Below are 21,610 nucleotides of genomic sequence, written 5' to 3'. Positions count from 1 at the left end.
GAGCCCAACTCCGGCCTTATATGCCGATCCTATATGCCCGACCCTATATGATTGTGAGCACTTCAAGCCACGCCGAACCCTGCGAGCACGCTTCATGACCAATACACGACCCCCTCTGGAAATCCGCCTCTGCGGCCCGCGCGGCTTTTGCGCAGGTGTTGATCGGGCAATCCAGATCGTGGTGCTGGCTCTGAAGAAATATGGCGCGCCTGTCTATGTGCGCCATGAGATCGTGCATAATCGCTATGTTGTTGAAGGTCTGCAGTCCCGCGGTGCGATTTTTGTCGAAGAACTTGATGAAATTCCGGCTGAACATCGTGATCAGCCGGTGGTATTCTCCGCCCATGGCGTACCGAAATCAGTGCCAGCGGATGCGGAATCCAAGAACCTCTTCTATCTTGATGCAACTTGCCCACTGGTTTCCAAGGTGCATAAGCAGGCAATGCGTCATCAGCGCCTTGGCCGTCACGTCATCCTGATCGGTCATTCCGGCCATCCGGAAGTCATCGGCACTATGGGGCAGCTGCCCGAAGGCGCTGTGACGCTCATCGAAACGGTTGAGGATGCGCGGGCGATTGAATTCGCTGATCCAGATAATCTCGGATTCGTAACCCAGACGACACTGTCGGTAGACGACACAGCTGGTATCATCGTTGAGTTGCAGCAGCGTTTCCCGAACCTGACAGCACCTGCCGCCGAATCGATCTGCTATGCTACCACGAACCGTCAGGATGCGGTGCGCGCAGCGGCTCCTGGATGCGATCTGTTTCTTATCGTGGGTGCTCCGAACTCTTCCAATTCCAAGCGTCTTGTCGAAGTTGCTGAAAAGGCGGGCGCGGGCATGTCGATGCTTGTGCAGCGCGCAAGCGATATCGAATGGGATAAGGTCGGAGATATTTCGGTCGTCGGGCTTTCGGCTGGTGCATCAGCGCCTGAGATCATCGTCGATGAGATCATCGATGCTTTCAAAGCCCGTTTTGATGTGAAGATCGAACTGGCAGAAACGACAGTTGAAACCGAAAACTTCCTTGTGAATCGTGAGATACGCGATGTGGAACTGACGGTGCGCGATATGGCATTCGTCAACGGCGAAAACCGGGTCGTCGGTATTCCTAAATTAGAGCGCATCCCGAAAACTGGCTAACGGCTTTCGGATAAGACGCGTGTGGTGAATATGGGGAAATAAGCGGCATGGCCGTCTATACAGATATCAACGAAATCGAACTTGGCGCTTTTCTCGAGCAATACGACATCGGTGCTCTGACTTCCTATAAGGGCATTGCGGAAGGTGTCGAGAACACCAATTATCTGCTCCACACCACGACAGGCTCTTTCATTCTCACGCTTTATGAGAAGCGCGTGAACCGCGATGATTTGCCGTTTTTCCTTAATCTGATGCTGCATCTTTCCAAGCGTGGTTTGGAATGCCCGCAGCCGGTTGTGCGTCGTGATGGCGCAACGATTGGTGAGCTTGCAGGGCGTCCGGCGGCAATCGTGACCTTCCTTGAAGGCATGTGGATGCGTAAGCCAACCGTCGCTCATTGCGAAGAAGTTGGTCGTGGATTGGCAGAAATGCATCTGGCGGGTGAGGACTTCGACATGCGCCGCCGCAACGGTCTGACATTGCCCGATTGGCGTCCGTTGTGGGACTTGTCCAAGGCGCGCGCTGATGCTGTTGAGCAGGGGCTGGTTTCAGAGGCAGAAAGCGATCTTGATTACCTTGAAAAGAACTGGCCAACGGGATTGCCTGAAGGCGTCATCCACGCTGACCTCTTTCCTGATAACGTGTTTTTCCTTGGTGATCGCCTGTCGGGCTTTATCGATTTCTATTTTGCGTGCACGGATATTCTCGCCTATGACGTGGCGGTCTGCCTGAACGCATGGTGCTTTGAGAAAGATTTCTCCTTTAATCTAACCAAGGGCGCGGCCTTCCTGCGGGGTTATAATTCAGTGCGACCGCTTTCGACCGCTGAAATTGAGGCTCTGCCAGTATTGGCCCGCGGTGCTGCTGTTCGCTTCATGCTGACCCGTCTTTATGACTGGCTTAATGTGCCGGATGGCAGCTTTGTCATGAAGAAAGACCCGATGGAATATGTGCGCCGTATGCGCTTCCACCGACAGGTTACATCTGCAACGGAATATGGTCTTGAACTGAGCGGAGCTGACGCGTGAAGCAGATTGAAGCTTTCACGGATGGTGCATGCTCTGGCAATCCCGGTCCCGGTGGTTGGGGGGCTATCGTGCGCTGGAACGGTCATGTGAAAGAGTTGAAGGGCGGCGAAGCCGACACCACCAACAATCGCATGGAGCTGATGGCCGCGATTTCAGCGCTTAATGCGCTCAAAGAGCCATGCGAAGTCGATCTCTATACCGACAGCGTTTATGTGCGTGATGGTATTTCCGGCTGGATTGAGGGCTGGAAGCGCAATGGCTGGAAAACTGCAGCCAAGAAGCCGGTCAAGAATGCAGAGTTGTGGCAGGCACTGGATGAGGCGCGCAAGCCGCATAAGGTGACGTGGCACTGGGTTAAAGGCCATGCTGGCCATCCGGAAAATGAACGCGCTGATGAACTTGCCCGCGCCGGTATGGAGCCATTCAAGTATAACGGTCACAAATCGCTTCAAGTTAAGTAATCAAAGCATTTCGAATAAAAGTGCGATGCATCGGATAATGCGAGAGAACAAAGCGATAGAGCGGTTTCAATGATTCAGCATTAGTTGGGATCGCTCTAGCTTCTGATATTTGGACAAGAAAAAGCCGCGCTGGGTTTCAGCGCGGCTTTTTTGGTTTTAAGCAGATTACTTGCCCTGCTGTACTTCTGTCGGGTCTTTGAGACGACCTGTCAGGGAGAACGCCAGCAGCGAAGATACCAGCATGACAGCGCCGACAATGAACATTGGCATTTCGTAAAGACCAGTCCAGTCTTTAACGAGGCCTGTGATGTATGGTGCTGCGAAGCCCGCAATATTGCCGATCGTATTGATCAGCGCGATGCCTGCTGCCGCTGCCGTGCCGCTTAGGAAGCGGGACGGAATGGCCCAGAAGTTAGGCAGGGCGGAGAAAATCGCGCAAGCCGTAACTGTGATCATCAGGATCGTGGTTGCAGGCGTTGGCATGAAAAGTGCTGCCGGAATGGCAATGGCACCAACAAGTGCTGGAATACCAATGTGCCATGGGCGCACACCGCGCTTTGCAGCATCGCGGCTCCAGAAATAGAGAGCGATAGCGGCTGGCAGATATGGAATTGCGGTGATCAGACCCTTATCGAACACGTCGAACTTGGTGTTGAACTGCTGTTCGAAGCCGCCAATGATCGTTGGCAGGAAGAAAGCCAGTGCATAGAGGCCGTAGATCAGGCCGAAATAGACGATCGAGAGGAGCCAGACGCGCTTGTCTGCGAGAGCAAGGCCGGTCTTGTGGCTGCCGTGCGCCTTTTCCTTGATCTTCTCTTCCTGAGCGAGCGCGCCGTTCAGCCAGTCGCGTTCTTCCTTGTTCAGCCACTTGGCGTCATTCGGCGTGTCAGGCAGGTAGAAGAAGGTGATGATGCCGACAACGATTGCAGGGACTGCAACGCCGAAGAACATGATGCGCCAGCCTTCGAGGCCAAAAGCGCCATGCATTGCGATCAGCTCTGCAGCAAGTGGCGCGCCGATCACAGTGGTCAGCGGCTGTGCGAGATAGAACAGCGCCAGGATCTTGTTGCGGTGACGCGAAGGCACCCAGGTCGACAGGAACAGAATTGCACCTGGGAAGAAGCCAGCTTCAGCAACACCTAGCAAGAAGCGCAGGATGTAAAGCTCGGTTGCGCTGGAAACCCAAGTGAACAGAAGGGCGACGATGCCCCATGTCACCATGATACGGGCAAGCCATTTGCGTGCGCCAAATTTGTGCAACGCGAGATTGCTAGGCACTTCAAGAATGATATAGCCGACAAAGAAGATACCGGCGGCAAAACCGAACTGAGCTGCTGTCAGCGCAAGGTCGGCAGTCATCCCGTTCGGGCCAGCAAAGGAAATTGCGGTGCGATCCAGGAAGTTGATGAAGAACATCAGCGCGATGAAGGGAACCAGCCGGATCGAAATTTTCGATATGGCTGACTTTTCAGCGGGCGTCATTTCGTGAGATTTTTGCTGCATTGCAGTTCCTCCCTGCTTGCATAGTAACAAGAGCGAAGGGAACTGCCTGAATGCATATCATACGATAGAATGGATTCCAGCGGTGCTTTCGCCCCTAAATACGCGAGATAGCTAAAGAATGCGACATGCCGCCGCAAGCGATTTATTGTCTGTGATTTGTGATATAATCTCACAGGTATGCTCAGATACGAACGGGGGTTTCCATGCGTCCATTGCCTTCTTTGAACGCGCTAAAGGCTTTTGAAGCCGTCGCACGCCATCGCTCGATGACGAGGGCGGCAGAGGAATTATGCGTGACGCATGGGGCAGTTAGCCGTCAGATACGATCTCTGGAGGATTCCCTTGGCGTGCTTCTGCTTACACGCAATGCGCGACTGAGCGATCCCACGCCCGAAGGTGGGCGACTGGCTGAGGGATTGGCCAGCGCATTTTCAATTATTGAAGGCAGTATAGAGCGTGTGAAGCCGGGACCACTGACCTTGTCGTGTTCATCCTCAATCATGATGGAGTGGATCATCCCGCGCATTGGCCGATTCCATGATCGCTATCCGGGCATCGAACTGCAGTTCAACATGAATTATGACCGCATCGATTTCATGCGCGACAAGATCGGCATAGCCATCCGCTCAAGCATTATCGAACCGCCAGCAGATGCGGTCATTCGTGATATGGGTCGTGAAGCGATCGGACTTGTCTGTGCGCCGTCCTATCTTGCACAATGCCCGTTGATAACGCCTGCCGACTTGAACCAAGCAGCTGTACTTGCCACGCAAACGCGTCTTGAAGCATTTGCTGACTGGCAAAAAGCGGCACATGTGGATTTTCCGGCGCCAGAGCCAAAATCCACATTCCATCATTTCTATCTGCTGATTCAGGCGGTGCTGTGCGGGCTGGGCGTGGCAGTCGTACCGCATATGCTGGTTGCTGAGCATATTGCATCGGGACGTCTGGTAGCGCCTTTTGGCTTCCGTCCGGGGCCACGTCGAATGTTGCTCTGGATTGCGCCGCACAGGGCAGGGCAACCAGATACGCTTGCACTTGAAAAATGGCTCACGCGTGAAATGCGCGCCCTGCCGGAAAAGCAGGGCGCATAAAGATTTGGATTACAGCTGCTCGATGAGGGTCGCAGCACTTGAAGTTGCGGCCTGACCAGCCTGTTCTTCGATGTTGAGGGTCTTGAGCACGCCGTCTTCAACAATTGCCGAATAGCGCTTCGAGCGGATGCCAAGGCCACCAGCGGTCGCATCCAGTTCCAGACCGAGAGCTTTGGTGAACAGGGCCGAACCGTCAGCGAGATAGAGAATCTTGCCTTCGCCGCCTGTGCTCTGTGCCCATGCGCCCATAACGAAAGCGTCATTCACGGCAACGACTGCGATCTGATCAACGCCTTTTGCAAGGATGGTGTCGCGGTTTTCGAGATAGCCAGGCAGGTGGTTAAGGCTGCAGGTCGGCGTGAAAGCGCCGGGAACCGCAAACAGAACAACCTTCTTGCCAGCGAAGACTTCGTCGGTCGTCACTTCTTTGACGCCGTCTGCGGTCTTTACCTTGAAGGTTGCTGCGGGCAGCTTGTCACCAACTTTGATCGTCATCGTTTTTCTCCTGAAGGTGAGCTTTTGCCGTTATGGCCCACCTTTATGATGGCTGAATTTCGAGTGCCCATGCTTGAAACGTGGCAAAGGCATTTAAGCTGATAATAGCCCATTCCACAATTTCAAATTACTGATCTTGCACGTTAATCCAGCCGAACTTGTCCGGAAACTGCTTTACCATTCTGAACCAGCGTATAGTCGATCAGTGCGCCGTCTGCGGCTTTACCATGTAGCGTTGCTGCGAAGCGCGACTGGTCGCTAGCGCTCTGGCGCTTTGCTTCGGAAAGGCTAAGCTGATCGCTTCCGACAAACAGTTCAGCAGGTGCTTGTGCATCGGGAAGTGCGATCTCGAAAACCGCTTTGCTATCCTCCCGCTTGGCGGTTTTTATGCCGAATTCAGCCGATGCGGGAGTTGGCAGCCGATCAAAGGCTGTTTCGATGATCGTACGCGCGGCAATGGCTTGAGGCGATTGTGCAGAGGTTTCATTCAATGGAAAGTCAAACTGAGCCTGAACGGGAATGCAGATTTTCTCACAGACACCAAGGAAAACGTGTCCTTTCAGGCGTTGCTCGCCGGGCTTTACGTGGAAGGTCAATGGCAACGACACCGAATGCTTGTAACCGATACCGCCTTCACCCCCAGCGTCAAAATGCACGGGGGCAGGGAAGTCGATCCGCGCAAAAGTGTCACCTTCAATGCTAAGCTGCGGCGGTACGCCTGCATCACCCGGATTGCGCCAATAGGTTTTCCAGCCCGGGTTAAGATCGATCTGCAACGCGCCGCGCACTTCGCCGTCTGGCTTTGCACCTTCGATAATAACGCGCACTTTGCCGCCCGGCGTTTCCGACCAGTCAGATGTAGCGGCTTGCGCAGAAAATGCTGCGCTCATGAGCAAAGGGAGGACAAGAAACTTCAAAGATCTCATGCGGCGAGATTGGTAGAAAATCATGTTTCTATCAAGGCTGATTTTATGCCTGCAAATTGTAGTTCAGTGTTTCAGCAACAATTGCAGCGCGACACTAGAAAAGATCAGAAAGCCGAGACCAAGATGAAACAGAAACGCGATATTGGATATGATGCGCAGCCTGTCATAATCCGCGAAATTTGAAGCGATTTCATCGGGCGGTGTAGGGTTGTGCCAGAGATATAGTGCGAAACGATAGTTACCGCGTGGCATGGTGAAAAGATAATAGAGATCAGACACATCTCCGATCGCCTTCGTCATTGACGGGCTTTGTCTGATGTAATCGATAAGCGGAGAAAGTCTGACCTGCGCATATATAGAGTAAGCCAGGAAAAATACTGCTGAAACTACAACTATATACATCAACATGCTGGTGATTCTTCTCAATCATTAATTGCATTTCTTCGCGGAGAGGTTGCTTCATTAAGCAACCGGAAATCAAGCCCGTTCGAAACAATAAGGAACTTTGCACGATTTTCATTGTCATTTGGCGCAGTCTTGCTACCTTGATAGCTATGACCATTCTCAGGAAGCCAAACCAGGAGCAGGGTTTCTTGAACGGGCAATTCCTGCTCGCCATGCCCGGAATGAACGACGAGCGCTTCGCCCGCGCTGTGGTCTATATCTGTGCGCATTCTGAAGAAGGCGCGATGGGTTTCATTATCAATCAGCTTCAGCCGGTGGGTTTCCCCGATCTGCTTCGTCAGATTGGTGTTATCGACGATGAGGATCTTATCGTTCTTCCCTCGCGTGCGCAGAACATGATCGTGCGCAATGGCGGGCCTGTGGATCGCACGCGCGGCTTTGTGCTCCACACCGATGATTACATGGTGGATTCCACCATGCCTGTTTCAGAAGATGTGTGCCTGACAGCAACGGTCGATATCCTACGCGCTATCTATGGCGGGGGCGGCCCTGCTCAGGCTCTTATGACGCTCGGATATTCGGGCTGGTCTCCTGGGCAACTTGATATGGAATTTGCCGAGAACGGCTGGCTCGCATGTCCTGCCCCCATGGACATGCTGTTCGACAGCGACATTGCCGGAAAGTACGACCGGCTGATGGCTCGTATGGGCATTGATGTGACCCGGCTCGTTTCCGAAGCAGGTCATGCGTGATCTAAGTCTAAGGGAATAGTTGACTTAGGCAATAAAGGTGTATGCTTCCGTTATCTGAAACAACCGCTAGGTGCCTATTCCCTAAAATCACGCTGCAGCAGAATCCTGCTGCTCTCGGATCAGGCGTGTCGCTTCATCGCGGCTCGACGGTTCGCCGAACATGAAGCTCTGCACATATTCACAACCCATCTGGCGCAGTTGAAGCGCGTCGCTTTCGCTATCGACGCCTTCTGTCACGACAGCGAGACCGAGGTCATGGGCCATGCTGACGATAGAGCGCAGAAGTGTGGTTTTCTGCGGTTGGTCGCCTTTAACGAATGAGCGGTCGATCTTGATTATATCGAACGGGAAGCGGGTAAGATAAGCGAGCGACGAATAGCCAGTGCCGAAATCGTCAAGCGATAGGCCAACACCCATGGTTTTCAAGCGTGCCAGCACATGGGCCGATTGCTCGGGATTTTCCATCAGAACGGATTCTGTCAATTCGAGTTTGAGGCTACCGGGATTGAGGTGAATGCGCGAGAGAACCGAGCGCACATCATTGATGAGGTCTTGTCGTATCAATTGCGTGCTCGAAAGATTGACTGACACAAACAGGTCGAGCTTGGAAAACTGTTCTTGCCAAGCGAACAGATCTTCTGCCGCACGCTGAATAGCAAACAGACCAAGCTGCACAATCAGACCAGAGCTCTCTGCAATCGGAATGAATTCCGATGGTGGGATCGCACCACGGCGCGGATGCTCCCAACGCATCAGAGCTTCAAAGCCTGCAATTGTTCCTTCGTCCAATCGGACAATTGGCTGATAAACGAGACTGATTTCATCGCGCTCAAGCGCACGGCGCAAATCAGATTCGAGCTGCAATTTATCGCTGCCAATGGCGCGGAATGCTGGGCGGAATGGTTCGATGCGGTCGCCGCCGAAGCGCTTGGCCTGATGCATCGCAAGCTCTGCATCCTTGACAAAATCTTCAGCTGTTGATGCAGTCTTCGTCCAGGTGATGAGGCCGACCGATGCTGTCAGCACGATTTCGCGTTTTGCATAGGCGATAGGCGCGCGGACTGCCTGACGGAGGGCTTCAGCAAAGGAAGCAATACGCCCCGGGTCGCTTTCAGAGGCAAGGAGGAGCCCAAACTGATCAGAAGACAGGCGCGAAAGCGTATCCTGTGGCTTCATCAGGCGCGACAAGCGGCGAGAAATGGTGAGCAGGATTGTATCGCCTGCTGACATGCCGAGACTGTCATTGACCTGCTTGAAACGGTCAATGTCGATAATAAACACGGTCGGATGCAATCTGCTCTCGCCACGCGCCATGTTCATCACATTGCTTAGGCGGTCGAGGAAAAGCTCACGATTTGGCAAGCCAGTCAGATTGTCATGCACGGCATCGTGCAGCAGACGTTCTTCGGCTTTTTTCTGCTCAGTCACGTTAATCAATGTGCCGACGCAGCGGACAATCTCACCGTCTGAACCAATCACGGGGCGAGCACGCAGCGCATACCAGTGATAATGGCCATCATTGGCGCGCAGACGGAAAATCTGTCCAATTCGTCCGCGGCGATTTTCGAGAACGGCATCGAGTGTGGACCGGAAACGGTCGCGATCATCAGCGTGCATGGCCGGCAGCCAGTTACGGACTGGGCCTTGCAGTGAACTCGCTGTGTTGCCGAGATAGTTTGCGATATCTGGCGTTGTGACAACACGGTCACGCGGTACGTCCCAATCCCAGACAATGTCACCTGCACCAATCACAGCAAGTGCCTGACGTTCCATGTCAGAAAGCAGACCTTGCTGAAGTGCCCCGCCTGAAAAGGCGTGCTGCATGACGGTGAAGCCAATCAGCAATACAATAAGCACAAGACCACCGCCAAGTGCGGGTTGGATAATGTCATTATCCAGTTTCCCCGAAACCGTCATCCATGCGCCGAGGAGCCATATGAGCGTGAGCAACCATGCGGGGATCAGCATCACCGCTCGATCATAGCCTTTGACGGCAAGATAACCGATGATGAAAATGCCTGACGCAACGGTTAATGCCAGCGACATGCGCGCAATACCCGAAGCAATTGGTGGGTCGAAAACCGCAACGCCTGCGAGCGCCAGAAGGCCGAGAACCCATGTAACGGCACCATAGCTGAAATGGTCGTGCCAGCGATTGAGGTTGAGATAGGTGAAAAGGAAAATCACCAGAGAGGCGGCAAGGGCGACTTCGGTACCCGCTCGCCAGACTTGCTCATTTCCGGGCGTTATCTCCATCAGCTTGTTCCAGAAGCCGAAGTCAACGCAGATATAGGCAAGAACCGCCCATGCAAGGGCCGCGGTGGCCGGAAACAGTGAGGTTCCCTTGACGACGAAGAGAATGGTCAGGAACAGGGCCAGAAGGCCCGAAATGCCAAGCAGAATGCCACGATAAAGCGTGTAGGAGTTAACCGCATCCTTGTAGGCTTCCGGCTCCCACAGATAGAGCTGTGGCAGATTATGCGAGGAAAGCTCGGCAACGAAGGTGACAACCGTACCCGGATTGAGCGTGATGCGGAAAACGTCGGCATCGGCACTTGGCTGACGATCAAGCGCAAAGCCCTCACTGGGCGTAATCGATGAAATGCGCGGCGAACCAAGATCCGGCCAGATGACGCCAGAGCCGACCAGACGGAAGTGTGGTGCAACAATCAGGCGGTCTATCTGCTCGTCTGTCGGGTTGGCAATGGAAAACGCGGCCCAGTCACCGGATGCGTTGGAATTTGGATCAGCCTGCACCTCAATGCGGCGAACAATGCCATCAGCACCGGGAGCTGTAGAAACCTGAACGCTTTCGCCCTGATTACGCAGCAGCTCAACAGCGCGCGAAAGATCAAGGGCAGTATCTTCCTTCGAGATTTTTATAGGTTCAACAGCAGATGCCTGAACGACTGAAAAGGTCATAAAGACGATAAGCGCGAGAAACCGCGCAAGAGTTGAAAATAACTTGTCTGTAAGACCGTTCACGAGCGTTCAACCTTGCCATTGATCATGCGTTTGTCGCTTTCTATCAGAGCAAACAGCAGGTGATCCTGCCAGAAGCCGTTTATCTTGAGATAGGAGCGCAACAGTCCTTCTCTCTGAAATCCGGCTTTTTCGAGAAGCCGTATCGAACGAACATTATGGGGAATACAGGCAGCTTCAATTCGGTGCAACCTCAGTTGACCGAATGCAAAGGGGATAACCAGATTGAGTGCCTCAGTCATATAGCCTTTTCCGGCAAATGAAGCGCCGCTCCAATAGCCGACCATGCCATTCTGACCCACGCCGCGCTTGATGTTGCCAAGCGTTATACCGCCGACAATCTGGTGGTCGTTGTTGCGGAAAATAAAAAACGGATAGCCGGTTCCGTCAGACATTTCGTCCTGAACGCGGCGTATCCGATAGCGAAAAGCACTTTTTGTAAGTTCGTCGTCGGCCCAGGTGGGTTCCCATGGGGTGAGAAAAGCCCGGCTTTGCGCCCGCAGGCTGGTCCAGGCGGCAAAATCACTCATCATCGGTTCGCGTATGTAAACGCGTGGACCGCGAAGAACTGTCGGATTGCTGCGCCGGAATGGCAGGCCGATCATGCGGGTTCCTGTGTTGTTATGAGAGCAGGGGGAGGGGAGCGATGGCGCGTGTTTTAAAAAATGAACAAACAGTATCGCTCTGTTGATTCAGCCAAGCCTACCCTGGTCCCCCTATTTCCCTTAGACAGCAATCTTCCTTGTATGCGCGCTCGTCGAAAGCGCATCAGTCAGCCGATCAAAGCTCATCAAGCGTCCGACCGGACCAACACCGGCAATTGTCGGCTTAGTGTCTAGGAACAGTCGGCCTGCAAGATCACTCAGGCGTTCAGGGGTGATCTGCGAGAGGCGGTCCATCAGCTCACTGTTTGCAACCGGACGGCCATAAAGCAGGAACTGACGCGCAAGCTGACCTGCACGGCTGGCAGCACTTTCCTGTGACATCAGCAGGCTAGCACTATACTGCGCACGAGCACGGTTCACTTCTTCGAGCTGAATGGAGTCTGCAGCCTTATGCAGCTCATCAATGATGACGGGCAGAAGCTCGACAAGCTCATCACGACCGGTTGCTGCATGAATGCCGAACAGGCCGGTGTCAGAGAAGCCCCAATGGAACGCATAGACCGAATAACAAAGGCCACGCTTTTCGCGCACTTCCTGGAACAGGCGTGAGGACATGCCGCCGCCGAGAATCATCGACAGAAGCTGAGAGGCGTAGAAGTCGCGTACATGATAGGCGCGACCTTCAAAGCCGATCAGAACCTGCGCATCCATTAGATCACGATCTTCACGGAAGTCGCCGCCAACATAGGTTGCGAGGTCAAGCGTAGGGGCCGTGTTGTGAGCGCGGAAGCCACCCAGGCGCTGTTCCACTTCTTTCACGAACTGATCGTGATCGATGCCGCCAGCTGCGGTCACAACCATGCGGTCGGCGCTGTATTGCTCGTCCATATACTGACGAAGATCAGCGGACGTAAACGACATCACCGTATCCGGCTCGCCCAGAATGGCGCGGCCGATAGGCTGATGACGATAGGCCGTTTCCGTAAACCGGTCGAAGACTATATCGTCAGGCGTATCGTGCGCCGCACCGATTTCCTGCATGATAACCTGCTTCTCGCGTTCAAGCTCGGCTTCATCGAACTTAGAGGCGGTCAGAATATCAGCGAGAATATCGATTGCCAGCGGCACGTCATTGCGCAAGACACGCGCGTAATAGGACGTGGTTTCGACGCTCGTAGCTGCGTTTATCTCGCCACCCACATTTTCAATGTCGGAGGCAATTTGCCAGGCCGTGCGCTTTTCCGTCCCTTTGAACGCCATATGTTCAAGGAGGTGGGCTATGCCATGCCGGTCAGGCGCTTCATTTCGAGCACCAGCTTTGACCCAGATACCCAACGCAACACTTTCCACATGCGGCATGTTATCGGTGGCAATTGTCAGGCCGTTGGAAAGACGCGTTACTTCAACACCCATCAGAAAAATGCTCCCATAGTCCCATTCGGGTTCCCGTTCTTATTCTCGCAAAAGGTTTGAATTCATGCCCGAGAATGACGGCGAACGTATTCTTCCACGATTTTCAGGTCGTTGTGAAGAACCGTGAAACTTTCTTTTCGTTCCATAAGGTCCGAAAGCCATGCCGGAAGCGCTGGAGTAACACCGCTTGCAGCCTTTACAGCATCGGGGAATTTGGCCGGATGTGCGGTTGCCAGAACCACCATCGGAGCTGCTTCAGACACACTTTCGCGAGCGACCTTAACCGCAATCGCCGAGTGTGGATCCAGCAGATAACCGTCGGTTTCCAGAACAGATTGAATGGTTTGCGCCGTTTCTTCAACCGAAGAGCGACCAGCCGAAAACTCGCTGCGGATAGCAGCAAGCGGCTTTTCGGAAATGGTGAAGCCTCCCGATTGCTTCAGGCCTTCCATCAAACCACGCACCGCCGCCGCATCACGATCATGTGCTTCAAACAGCAGGCGCTCAAAGTTGGACGAAATTTGAATGTCCATCGATGGCGACGTGGTCTGTTCGACGCCGCGCATTTCATAAGCGCCGGTTTGAAGCGTGCGCGAAAGAATGTCGTTGTCATTGGTCGCAATAATGAGGCGCTCGATTGGCAAGCCCATTTTTTTGGCGACATAACCCGCAAAAATATCGCCGAAATTGCCGGTTGGCACGGTGAACGAGACTGCGCGATCTGGCGCGCCAAGGCTCAGTGCTGCGGAGAAATAATAAACCACCTGGGACATAATGCGTCCCCAGTTGATCGAATTAACGCCGGATAGCGAAATGCTGTCGCGGAATTGAAGATCGTTGAACATGCCTTTGACGAGGTTCTGGCAGTCGTCGAAATTGCCTTCGATAGAAAGGGCATGAACATTCGAGAAGCCCGAGCTGGTCATCTGGCGCTGCTGCACCGGAGACACACGGCCATTCGGGAAGAGAATAAAGATATCGGTGTTATCGCGACCGCCGAAGGCTTCGATAGCCGCACCACCCGTGTCGCCGGATGTCGCGCCAACAATGGTCGCGCGCTCACCGCGTTGGGCAAGAACGTAGTCCATCATGCGCGCAAGGAGCTGCATGGCGACGTCTTTGAAGGCGAGTGTCGGGCCATGAAACAGCTCAAGCACATATTCGTTCGCGCCGGTCTGAACCAATGGGCAGACAGCATCGTGGCGGAAGGAGCTATAGGCTTCGCGTACCATGCGTTCGAAATCGGTCTGAGGAATCTCGCCGCCAGTGAAGGGTGTCAGCACGGCCAATGCGATATCCACATAGGATTTTCCACGAAGATCGCGGATCTGATCGGCGCTGAACTGCGGATATTCCTGTGGGAGATAAAGACCGCCGTCGCGGGCAAGTCCGGCGAGCAAAGCGTCGCTGAACCCCAGAACAGGTGCTTCGCCGCGGGTACTGATATATTTCATCTCAAAGGCCTTCATTTCGGGTCGAGGCAGATTTTTAGCCGTCAATGCAATAGAGCGTCCCTAAAAAAGCCGCAAGAATTAAAGCAACCTTTGAGGGATGGGGTTGCTCTTGGCGACAAAAAACAGGAAAACACCCTCACGCTATGCATTGCGTAGTGGTATAGAACAGGTCGATCAGTGCAGGGAAGCCCGGTTTATGCAGAAAGCATTACAGAATCGTTCATCGTTGTTTCCAGTCTTTGCAACGGTTTTGCTCGCAGCGCTTGCAGGCTGCACCACAAGCGGCACGCAGAAGTCTGCGGATGGCGCGCTTACGGACGCAAGCCAGCCTCGTGTGAAGGAATCGGAGCTTCGCGCCTTTTGCCCATCCGTCACGTTGCGTGACGGTACAGCCTATTTCAACACTTATGAAAAAGGCGGCGATAAGGATGCAAGCCGAGTGATTTATCAGGCTGCTCTGACCGACACCACTCGCAGCTGCCAATATGGCGAAGGGACTATCACCCTTGATGTAGCAGCGGCTGGTAAGGTCGTACCGGGTCCGAAGTACAAGAGCGGAAATGTCACTATGCCGGTGCGCGTAGCCGTGGTTCAGGGCGACAAGGTGATCTACTCCAAGCTCCACAAGCAGGCTGTTAGTGTTACCAGCGGTGGCGGTGCTACGCAGTTCGTCTTTAACGACAAGGGAATTACGGTGCCGTCTGAAAGTGCTCGCAGCGTTCAGATTTTCGTGGGCTTCGACGAAGGTCCGTATAACACCAAATAATTTCTCAATTTAGAACGCCGATCTGATCCAATCACATTGGCGCTCTAAGAATATGCATCGACATTACTGGTGCAGCTGGAAACTGCTAATCAAAAGAGGCGTTCACCGTGATTGTGAGCGCCTTTTTTAGACTTGCACTTTGAATTAATTGCTAATTATAGTGCTCCGAAAGTTTTAGTACTGTATTATATATTGCTTTTTTGAAAGTTTGGTTTTGATCTTTAGCAAGAATATTTGAGCATTATTCATTTACATTATTTGTTTTTGTGCGCCATATAAGTATGGCGGCGCAGTTTTAAACTGGATTCTCGATTGTCGATATTGAAACGGCAGGTTTTCTGATGGGACTTCAACGCAGGTCTGTTATTTTGCCTGTTTATATCCTGGTCGTCGTCATGCTGCTGCTTGGCGCAATAATAGGCAAATGGACCGGAGAACGTTTCCAGCTTCTGGAAGAAGAACGCGACATGGACGCGTATATGACCGTGCTCATGTCTCAGGCAAACCGCATTGTCACTTCCGCCCGGAAAACTCTGGAACAAACGAACCGCTCACCTTACCTGGTCTGCTCAGACGACGATAAACGTTATTTGAGAGAACTGCTGTTCAGTGCCTATCATATCAAAGACATCGGTCGTCTTATCAATGATCGCCTTCAGTGCTCGACCTTGTTAAACGACATTGACACCGATGAGGTACGCTCGACTGAAGATGTGCTTTTGGGAGACGGAACTTATGTTTATGGCGACCATCAGCTGCTCACGCCCGGTAGTCATGGGCCTGTCATGGGGCGGGCTGAAGCCAATGTCGTATTAAGTTCGGTTGCTTTTGATGCTCTGCATGTCTCGCAGTATCATTTCGCAGTTTTTCTCGTGAATTCCGATAAAACAAAATCTGCTCGTCTCTACAGCTTTCCGGATGAATTTCCCGGCAATGTCCAGAATAGTTTTGTACCGACGAGGAATAGTCGATTTTTCGGTGTTGGAGACGATATCCTGCGGGAAAACACCTGCGACCCCGTCACGGGTGTTTGTATTGCTCTGGCGACGTCAGAAAGCTGGCATACGCAGTCGGATGGCATTTTGCCTGTCCTGTTCACAGTTCTTGGCACATGCGTAGGAGCAGGGCTCGGTGTCGGTTGGAATCACTATCGCAATCGCGACCGATCATTGGTTTCACTTTTGAAGAAGGCTCTGGCGGCGAACAGTCTGACACTCGTTTATCAACCCGTTGTCTGCATCGGCAGTGGTAGAATTACCGGTTTTGAGGCGCTAATTCGTTGGGAAATAACGAAAGGCGATTTTGTCCCGCCCGATCTGTTTATAGCGCGTGCGGAAACTGCTGGGATTGCTGACAGGATCACTATCTACGTCGTCGATCATATGCTTGCAGAAATGGGTGAGCTGCTTCGTGAGCAGCGCGATTTACGTATCAATATCAATATGACGGCAGGTGATGTGCAGAACCCAACTTTCAGGGCAGCACTTGAGCAACGCTTGCTTGCTGCCGACATTGATCCCCATCAGATTGGGCTGGAGCTGACTGAACGCACTGCTGTTGACTTTTCTAAGGCTTCCGAAGGTATCAAGGACCTGCGTGAGCGGGGCCACCGGATCTATATCGACGACTTCGGTACTGGCTATTCCAGTCTTGCCTATCTGGGAGAGTTGCAGGTCGACGCGATCAAGATCGATAAGGCTTTCACCCGAACCGTGGGTGACGAGGATAGCAAGGTTTCGATCGTTCCGCAGATCATTTCCATGGCGCATGGACATAATCTCGATATCGTCGTGGAAGGTATCGAGACAGCCGCTCAGGCGGAATATTTTCGCAGCATTAGTGGCGATATTTCAGGGCAGGGATGGTTTTTCGGAAAGCCGGTTGATGCCAAGTTCGCTCAAGCGCTTGTCGTTGGTTCTAAGAGCCCCAAAAAACGCGGACAGGCAAAGACACCTAATTCGAAATAGATATTTAACTATAGGACAAATCTATAAGATTCTAATTAAATTAAACCGCTTGTGTGAAGTGAATAGCAAGAGGTTTGCGCTAGAACAGTATCAACAGAGATGACTGCATCTGGAGTTCGGGCGCAATCATCTTCGACTGAAACTGCAACGAAACAAGAGGATGGGGCGGCTCACAGAAACCGCTCTGGTCTATGCCCATGAAACAGAAATATGAACGCGTGCTTGAACCGACGGATACCTGGGCTATCTTCGATACGATCTCAGGCGAGCCTGCTTCACTGGGTGAGCGCATGCTGATCGGATTGAGCGAAAGCGAATCTGAAGAGCTGCTTGCGACACTAAATGCCGCGTCGAAGGGCAAGAGCAAGCGTAGCGCTGCCTGAGCGCTCTAATCATCTGTTTTAACGCGCATCTTGTTCCGAAAACCGTTTCACACTTTTCGGGAGGCGCTTTAAGCGGATAGAAATGCTTCATTTCCATAAACTGATGCAGCGAGAATATGCTGCATCAATTGCACGAGCGGCTATAATTCTCCCGAAAATCCATTCCGGAGAAATGGACGAAAATCAGGCATCCGTCCAAATTGACAGTGCTTCGATCACGCCCGGAAGATCCTTGTGGCGGTGAATAACTGTTTCCGCACCTGCATCGGTCAGCTTGTCCGCATGTCCGGGATAGGTGTGAGCGCCTCCGGTGAAGCCGATGACGCGCATACCCGCAGCGCGCGCGCCATGAATGCCGTGGGCTGAATCTTCAATAACGATTACATCAGCCGGATCGACACCGAAGTGCTTCGCTGCATGAAGGAAGACGTCTGGTGCAGGCTTTGGCTTCTTGGAGCCAACTTCACGAGACGAGAAGATGTTTGGTTCAAAAAGATCGTAGAGGCCGACGCGCTTCAGCATGAGTTCAAGGCGAGCGCTGGTCGAGTTTGAGCAGATGCACTTTGGAAGGCCAAGAGCTGAAACGACTTCGACGATATCTTCAATCGCCTGAACTTCGTTCTTAAGGCGTTCATCCAGCAGCTTGTCGGCTTTATCGAGCAGGGACGCCGAAAGTGGAATTCCGGCTTCACGCTCAACGGTGAGAAGGATGTCCTGCCATGTAAGGCCTGCGAAACGCTCACCCACTTCTTCCGCTTCAATTGGATAACCGGCTTCAGTGAGAAGGGCGGCATCCACTTGTGCGGCGATGAATTCCGAGTCCACCAATACGCCATCACAGTCAAAAATAATCAGGGACGGAGCCGCCATTTCAAAAAGCCTTTGTGTGGGAGGTGTGGGGGTAATAGCACCCACCGAACTATCGCCGATGAGCTACACCTTTATGACTTAGGCGTCAAACTTGGCGTCTTCAAGGATGAAGGGATATCAGGAACGATATCAGTTGCTGACCGTTTTCTCTTGGTCGGAGCGTGATGCGATCTGACAAACATACTTGACGCGTATCACCGTGAAGCTTGCTTAGGCTCTCCCTGATGCGCTCTCAAAGGAGAATTCGATGCGTAAATCCGTTGTACTGTTTGTTCTGGCAGTTATCGTCGTTCTAACTTTTATTTTTGCCACCCCGTATTATTACCGCGCAACGCCGGAAAACAACGGAAGCGAACCCACTTCCCAAACAAGCCAGTAAACTTAGACCTCGCCTGAAACCTCACGGCGGCGGCGATCTAGTTCTTCACTATAGCGACGCAATGTATGTGCTTCACTCAAAAGCCCCAGCACTTTGCGGTCCTGTGCATTGTTGATGACTGCGAGTGCTTCAGCTTCCGCACGGTCAAAACGCGCAACAGCTTCTTTGGCATTCATCTGTGGAAGCAGGAACTCATCCTGATAGCGCAACAATTCGGAGATACTGCGTGTCTCATCCGTTGTGTCGAAACTCTCGGAATAGGCAGCAGGAACGGGAATCATGCCGACATATCGGCCATCACTATCGACGGCGATGACGCGCTGTGTCGAACCAAGCGGAAAGTCGTGGCGGAATGTTTCGATATCTGTGTCGATCTGCACCGTACGCACGTCATGACGCATCATCCGGGTGACAGTCAGGTTACGTATCCAGCCAATATCGTGTGCGGAACGTATAGCTTCACCGCGCAAGTGGAAACGCCAGGTTGCGAAGGAGTAGCCGAAGGTTTTGCGAACCATCAGAGATGAAGACACGACGGCACCTAGCACAAGCATCGCAATTGGGAAATCGCCAGTCAATTCGAGAGCCAGAAACGTCATCGTCAATGGGCCGCCAACGATGGCGACGGCCATCGAACTCATGCCGATCACAGCGTAGACCTCTGGTTCAAGCGTAAGTGGTAAGACATAGCCGGTCACGGCTGCAAAGAGCTTTCCAGTAAGCGCGCCAAGAAACAGGGACGCGAAGAACAAGCCGCCGCGAAATCCTGAACCGATTGAGATGGCTGAAGCCAGTGACTTGCTGAAAATTAGCAGCAGCAAAACCGGAATGGTTAGATTGGCATTCAGGTCGAGATGCAGGGCGCCATGGCCGGAAGCCAGAACTTGTGGCGAGACGAAAGCGATCATGCCGACAATTGCGCCACCAATGGCTGGAGCGAGAACTGTCGGGACCACACTTTTGCGTGCGGCGCGCTCAACGGTTGTCACACCACGCATGATGAGAATGGCGATGCCAGCAGCAAGAAAGCCGAGAACCAGTGCAGGCACATAGTCGCGCGCCGCAATGCTATCCAAAGGTCCGATGTGAATGACAAAAGGCGGACCACCGATGGCTTGTGTGACCAACATGCCGACGATTGCGGCGACCACCACAGGTGCAAGAGTGGCAATCGAGTAAACGCCGATAATGAGTTCAAATGCGTAGAAAGCGCCGGTCAGCGGTGCGTTAAAGGCGCTTGCAATCGCGGCTGCTGCACCACATCCAACTAAAGTACGCAAATCGGCGCGGCGCAATTTCAGTGCACGTCCGATACGCGATGCGAAACCACTGGCGAGCTGCGTATAAGCTGCTTCAAGCCCGACGGACGCACCAAACCCGTTGGAAATAAGGTTCTGCCCGACGAGGATAAAACTGTCCGTCAGCGAAAGATGGCCGCCGTGCAAAGCATTGGCTTCAATGGGGTCAACGATGGGACGTTTACGCCAGCGCGCCAGTACCCATATGACAATGCCCATGAGGATGCCGCCCGCGAGTGGAGCAATGTAAGCGCTGGAACTCAAATCCGAGGCGGAGCTGAGCCGCTCCCCTTCCGCAAGACCGAACAGAGCTTGGTGCATCCACTGAGAAATTCCGCCAATTGCTGCAACAGCAAGCGCGGAAATCACGCCGATAACCACGCCCGCGATAGCGAGACCAATTTCACTGCCGCGCACAAGCGCGCGCATACGGAAGGGTACGAAAAGAACCCGCAAATACCGGTTGTGGCGCAGCTCGTTGATATTCATGTCAGACACATAGAACAGGTACGCTTATCAGTCTCGGGTTGCAGTCCAAAATATGAAACGGTTTTCGGACAAGCAGCACGTTGAAGCAAATCACTTGAAGGCAATTATAGGCGCAAAACGAATAACCAAGCCTTATTGATTGCGTCATATTGCATTTCTGCACTGCAATTTGTTGACGGCTTTAATATGGCTGGAAGAAAACTGTTTAAGCCATATCGCTCGCAAAAGTGCCGGAAACGCGGGCCTTTACCGTTCAATTAAGAAAAGGTTTACGATTTCAATCACTTGGCGTTAACCGCATATTTACCCTACTCAGTAACCATAAGGACAAGTTTTTAGCGTTCACAGGTAATCGAGTATCCCATGTCCCTAGTACGTCTTGCACATGAGTTGCCTATTGAGGCCCCACGTACCGCTTGGCTCGACTCTATCATCAAGGGTGATTGCGTTGCCGCTCTGGAACGCCTTCCTGATCACTCGGTGGACGTCATTTTCGCCGATCCTCCATACAATCTTCAGCTTGGTGGTGATCTTCATCGCCCTGATCAGACGATGGTCAGCGCCGTTGATGATCATTGGGACCAGTTTGAAAGCTTTCAGGCCTATGATGCTTTCACTCGCGCATGGCTTCTGGCCTGCCGCCGCGTTCTGAAGCCAAATGGCACTATCTGGGTCATCGGTTCTTACCACAACATCTTCCGCGTCGGCACGCAGTTGCAGGATATCGGTTTCTGGCTGCTCAACGATATCGTCTGGCGCAAGACCAATCCGATGCCGAACTTCCGCGGTCGTCGTTTCCAGAACGCGCATGAAACGCTGATCTGGGCTTCGCGAGATGCAAAGGGCAAAGGTTACACCTTCAATTACGACGCCATGAAGGCTGCCAATGACGACGTACAGATGCGCTCTGATTGGCTGTTCCCAATCTGCACGGGCTCAGAACGCCTGAAAGATGAAAACGGCGACAAAGTTCATCCGACGCAAAAGCCGGAAGCACTGCTTGCCCGTATTATGATGGCCTCGAGCAAGCCGGGCGACGTTATTCTTGATCCGTTCTTCGGTTCCGGCACCACGGGTGCTGTTGCAAAGCGCCTCGGTCGCCACTTCGTTGGTATCGAACGGGAGCAGACCTATATCGATGCGGCGACCGCGCGCATTGATGCGGTCGAACCGCTGGGCAAGGCCGAACTGACGGT

General features: G+C 53.0%; 20 protein-coding genes. 10 read left to right on the top strand and 10 right to left on the bottom strand.

What is annotated here, in order from left to right:
* Window positions 1-94: 94 nt before the first annotated feature.
* The 3 genes from ispH to rnhA are packed head-to-tail and all read left to right on the top strand — an operon-like array spanning window position 95 to window position 2,633.
* Entirely contained in the window at window positions 95-1,144 is a 1,050-nt protein-coding gene (ispH, locus tag RT142_RS23115; protein ID WP_112806996.1) for a 4-hydroxy-3-methylbut-2-enyl diphosphate reductase, read from the top strand.
* Between the two features lie 47 nt (window positions 1,145-1,191).
* Entirely contained in the window at window positions 1,192-2,172 is a 981-nt protein-coding gene (locus RT142_RS23110; protein WP_007874029.1) for a homoserine kinase, read from the top strand.
* A complete protein-coding gene (rnhA, locus tag RT142_RS23105) occupies window positions 2,169-2,633 on the top strand; it encodes a ribonuclease HI (RefSeq protein ID WP_064320288.1) in 465 nt (154 codons plus the stop codon). The genes RT142_RS23110 and rnhA overlap by 4 nt, the downstream gene beginning before the upstream one ends.
* 165 nt (window positions 2,634-2,798) lie before the next feature.
* Here the strand turns inward: rnhA and RT142_RS23100 are convergent, their stop codons facing one another.
* Window positions 2,799-4,136, bottom strand: coding sequence for an MFS transporter (locus tag RT142_RS23100; protein ID WP_112806992.1), 1,338 nt, complete (start codon window positions 4,134-4,136; stop codon window positions 2,799-2,801).
* Between the two features lie 203 nt (window positions 4,137-4,339).
* Here RT142_RS23100 and RT142_RS23095 point away from each other — a divergent pair, with 203 nt between their 5' ends.
* Window positions 4,340-5,230 (top strand): LysR substrate-binding domain-containing protein, encoded by an 891-nt coding sequence (locus RT142_RS23095; RefSeq protein ID WP_112806990.1) that lies wholly within the window; start codon window positions 4,340-4,342, stop codon window positions 5,228-5,230.
* 9 nt (window positions 5,231-5,239) lie between these two features.
* Here RT142_RS23095 and RT142_RS23090 read toward each other — a convergent pair whose 3' ends face one another.
* The 3 genes from RT142_RS23090 to RT142_RS23080 form a co-directional block, all read right to left on the bottom strand.
* On the bottom strand, window positions 5,240-5,725 hold the full coding sequence (locus tag RT142_RS23090; RefSeq protein ID WP_007874034.1) for a peroxiredoxin: 486 nt from the start codon (window positions 5,723-5,725) through the stop codon (window positions 5,240-5,242).
* A 143-nt stretch (window positions 5,726-5,868) separates the two neighbouring features.
* Window positions 5,869-6,651 carry a protein-disulfide reductase DsbD domain-containing protein gene (locus tag RT142_RS23085; protein WP_112807072.1) on the bottom strand — a complete coding sequence of 261 codons (783 nt, stop codon included), beginning with the start codon at window positions 6,649-6,651 and terminating at the stop codon, window positions 5,869-5,871.
* Window positions 6,652-6,714: 63 nt separating this feature from the next.
* Window positions 6,715-6,930 (bottom strand): hypothetical protein, encoded by a 216-nt coding sequence (locus tag RT142_RS23080; protein ID WP_161624136.1) that lies wholly within the window; start codon window positions 6,928-6,930, stop codon window positions 6,715-6,717.
* Between the two features lie 275 nt (window positions 6,931-7,205).
* Between RT142_RS23080 and RT142_RS23075 the strand changes: the two genes are divergently transcribed.
* Window positions 7,206-7,808 (top strand): YqgE/AlgH family protein, encoded by a 603-nt coding sequence (locus tag RT142_RS23075; protein WP_007874038.1) that lies wholly within the window; start codon window positions 7,206-7,208, stop codon window positions 7,806-7,808.
* A gap of 87 nt (window positions 7,809-7,895) precedes the next feature.
* On the opposite strand, the gene RT142_RS23070 is transcribed toward RT142_RS23075, so the two are convergent.
* The 4 genes from RT142_RS23070 to thrC form a co-directional block, all read right to left on the bottom strand.
* Window positions 7,896-10,730, bottom strand: a complete 2,835-nt coding sequence (locus RT142_RS23070; RefSeq protein ID WP_313031909.1) for an EAL domain-containing protein — start codon at window positions 10,728-10,730, stop codon at window positions 7,896-7,898.
* A 59-nt stretch (window positions 10,731-10,789) separates the two neighbouring features.
* Window positions 10,790-11,395 carry a GNAT family N-acetyltransferase gene (locus RT142_RS23065; RefSeq protein ID WP_007874042.1) on the bottom strand — a complete coding sequence of 202 codons (606 nt, stop codon included), beginning with the start codon at window positions 11,393-11,395 and terminating at the stop codon, window positions 10,790-10,792.
* Window positions 11,396-11,515: 120 nt separating this feature from the next.
* Window positions 11,516-12,808 (bottom strand): M16 family metallopeptidase, encoded by a 1,293-nt coding sequence (locus RT142_RS23060; RefSeq protein ID WP_007874043.1) that lies wholly within the window; start codon window positions 12,806-12,808, stop codon window positions 11,516-11,518.
* A 62-nt stretch (window positions 12,809-12,870) separates the two neighbouring features.
* On the bottom strand, window positions 12,871-14,262 hold the full coding sequence (thrC, locus tag RT142_RS23055) for a threonine synthase (protein ID WP_313031888.1): 1,392 nt from the start codon (window positions 14,260-14,262) through the stop codon (window positions 12,871-12,873).
* 196 nt (window positions 14,263-14,458) lie between these two features.
* Between thrC and RT142_RS23050 the strand changes: the two genes are divergently transcribed.
* The 3 genes from RT142_RS23050 to RT142_RS23040 all read left to right on the top strand — a co-directional run bounded on the left by RT142_RS23050 (window position 14,459) and on the right by RT142_RS23040 (window position 17,378).
* Complete coding sequence (locus RT142_RS23050; RefSeq protein WP_007874049.1) at window positions 14,459-15,028, top strand: hypothetical protein; 570 nt, start codon at window positions 14,459-14,461, stop codon at window positions 15,026-15,028.
* A gap of 341 nt (window positions 15,029-15,369) precedes the next feature.
* On the top strand, window positions 15,370-16,995 hold the full coding sequence (locus RT142_RS23045) for an EAL domain-containing protein (RefSeq protein WP_112806988.1): 1,626 nt from the start codon (window positions 15,370-15,372) through the stop codon (window positions 16,993-16,995).
* A gap of 197 nt (window positions 16,996-17,192) precedes the next feature.
* Window positions 17,193-17,378: a hypothetical protein gene (locus RT142_RS23040; protein WP_064320293.1), complete on the top strand. Its 186-nt coding sequence runs from the start codon at window positions 17,193-17,195 to the stop codon at window positions 17,376-17,378.
* 183 nt (window positions 17,379-17,561) lie between these two features.
* On the opposite strand, the gene RT142_RS23035 is transcribed toward RT142_RS23040, so the two are convergent.
* Window positions 17,562-18,248 (bottom strand): HAD family hydrolase, encoded by a 687-nt coding sequence (locus RT142_RS23035; protein ID WP_007874055.1) that lies wholly within the window; start codon window positions 18,246-18,248, stop codon window positions 17,562-17,564.
* 247 nt (window positions 18,249-18,495) lie between these two features.
* Here RT142_RS23035 and RT142_RS23030 point away from each other — a divergent pair, with 247 nt between their 5' ends.
* Complete coding sequence (locus RT142_RS23030) at window positions 18,496-18,627, top strand: hypothetical protein (protein WP_256443839.1); 132 nt, start codon at window positions 18,496-18,498, stop codon at window positions 18,625-18,627.
* Between the two features lie 2 nt (window positions 18,628-18,629).
* Here RT142_RS23030 and RT142_RS23025 read toward each other — a convergent pair whose 3' ends face one another.
* Window positions 18,630-20,414, bottom strand: coding sequence for a chloride channel protein (locus RT142_RS23025; protein WP_313031882.1), 1,785 nt, complete (start codon window positions 20,412-20,414; stop codon window positions 18,630-18,632).
* Window positions 20,415-20,777: 363 nt separating this feature from the next.
* Here RT142_RS23025 and RT142_RS23020 point away from each other — a divergent pair.
* On the top strand, window positions 20,778-21,610 hold an 833-nt coding region (locus RT142_RS23020; protein ID WP_313031880.1), incomplete at its 3' end, for a site-specific DNA-methyltransferase.

The sequence above is a fragment of the Brucella sp. genome (assembly GCF_032066345.1).
Classification (GTDB): Bacteria; Pseudomonadota; Alphaproteobacteria; order Rhizobiales; family Rhizobiaceae; genus Brucella; species Brucella pseudogrignonensis.
Note: the sequence above shows the minus strand (reverse complement) of the source record. Positions and strands in the feature narration are given on the sequence as shown.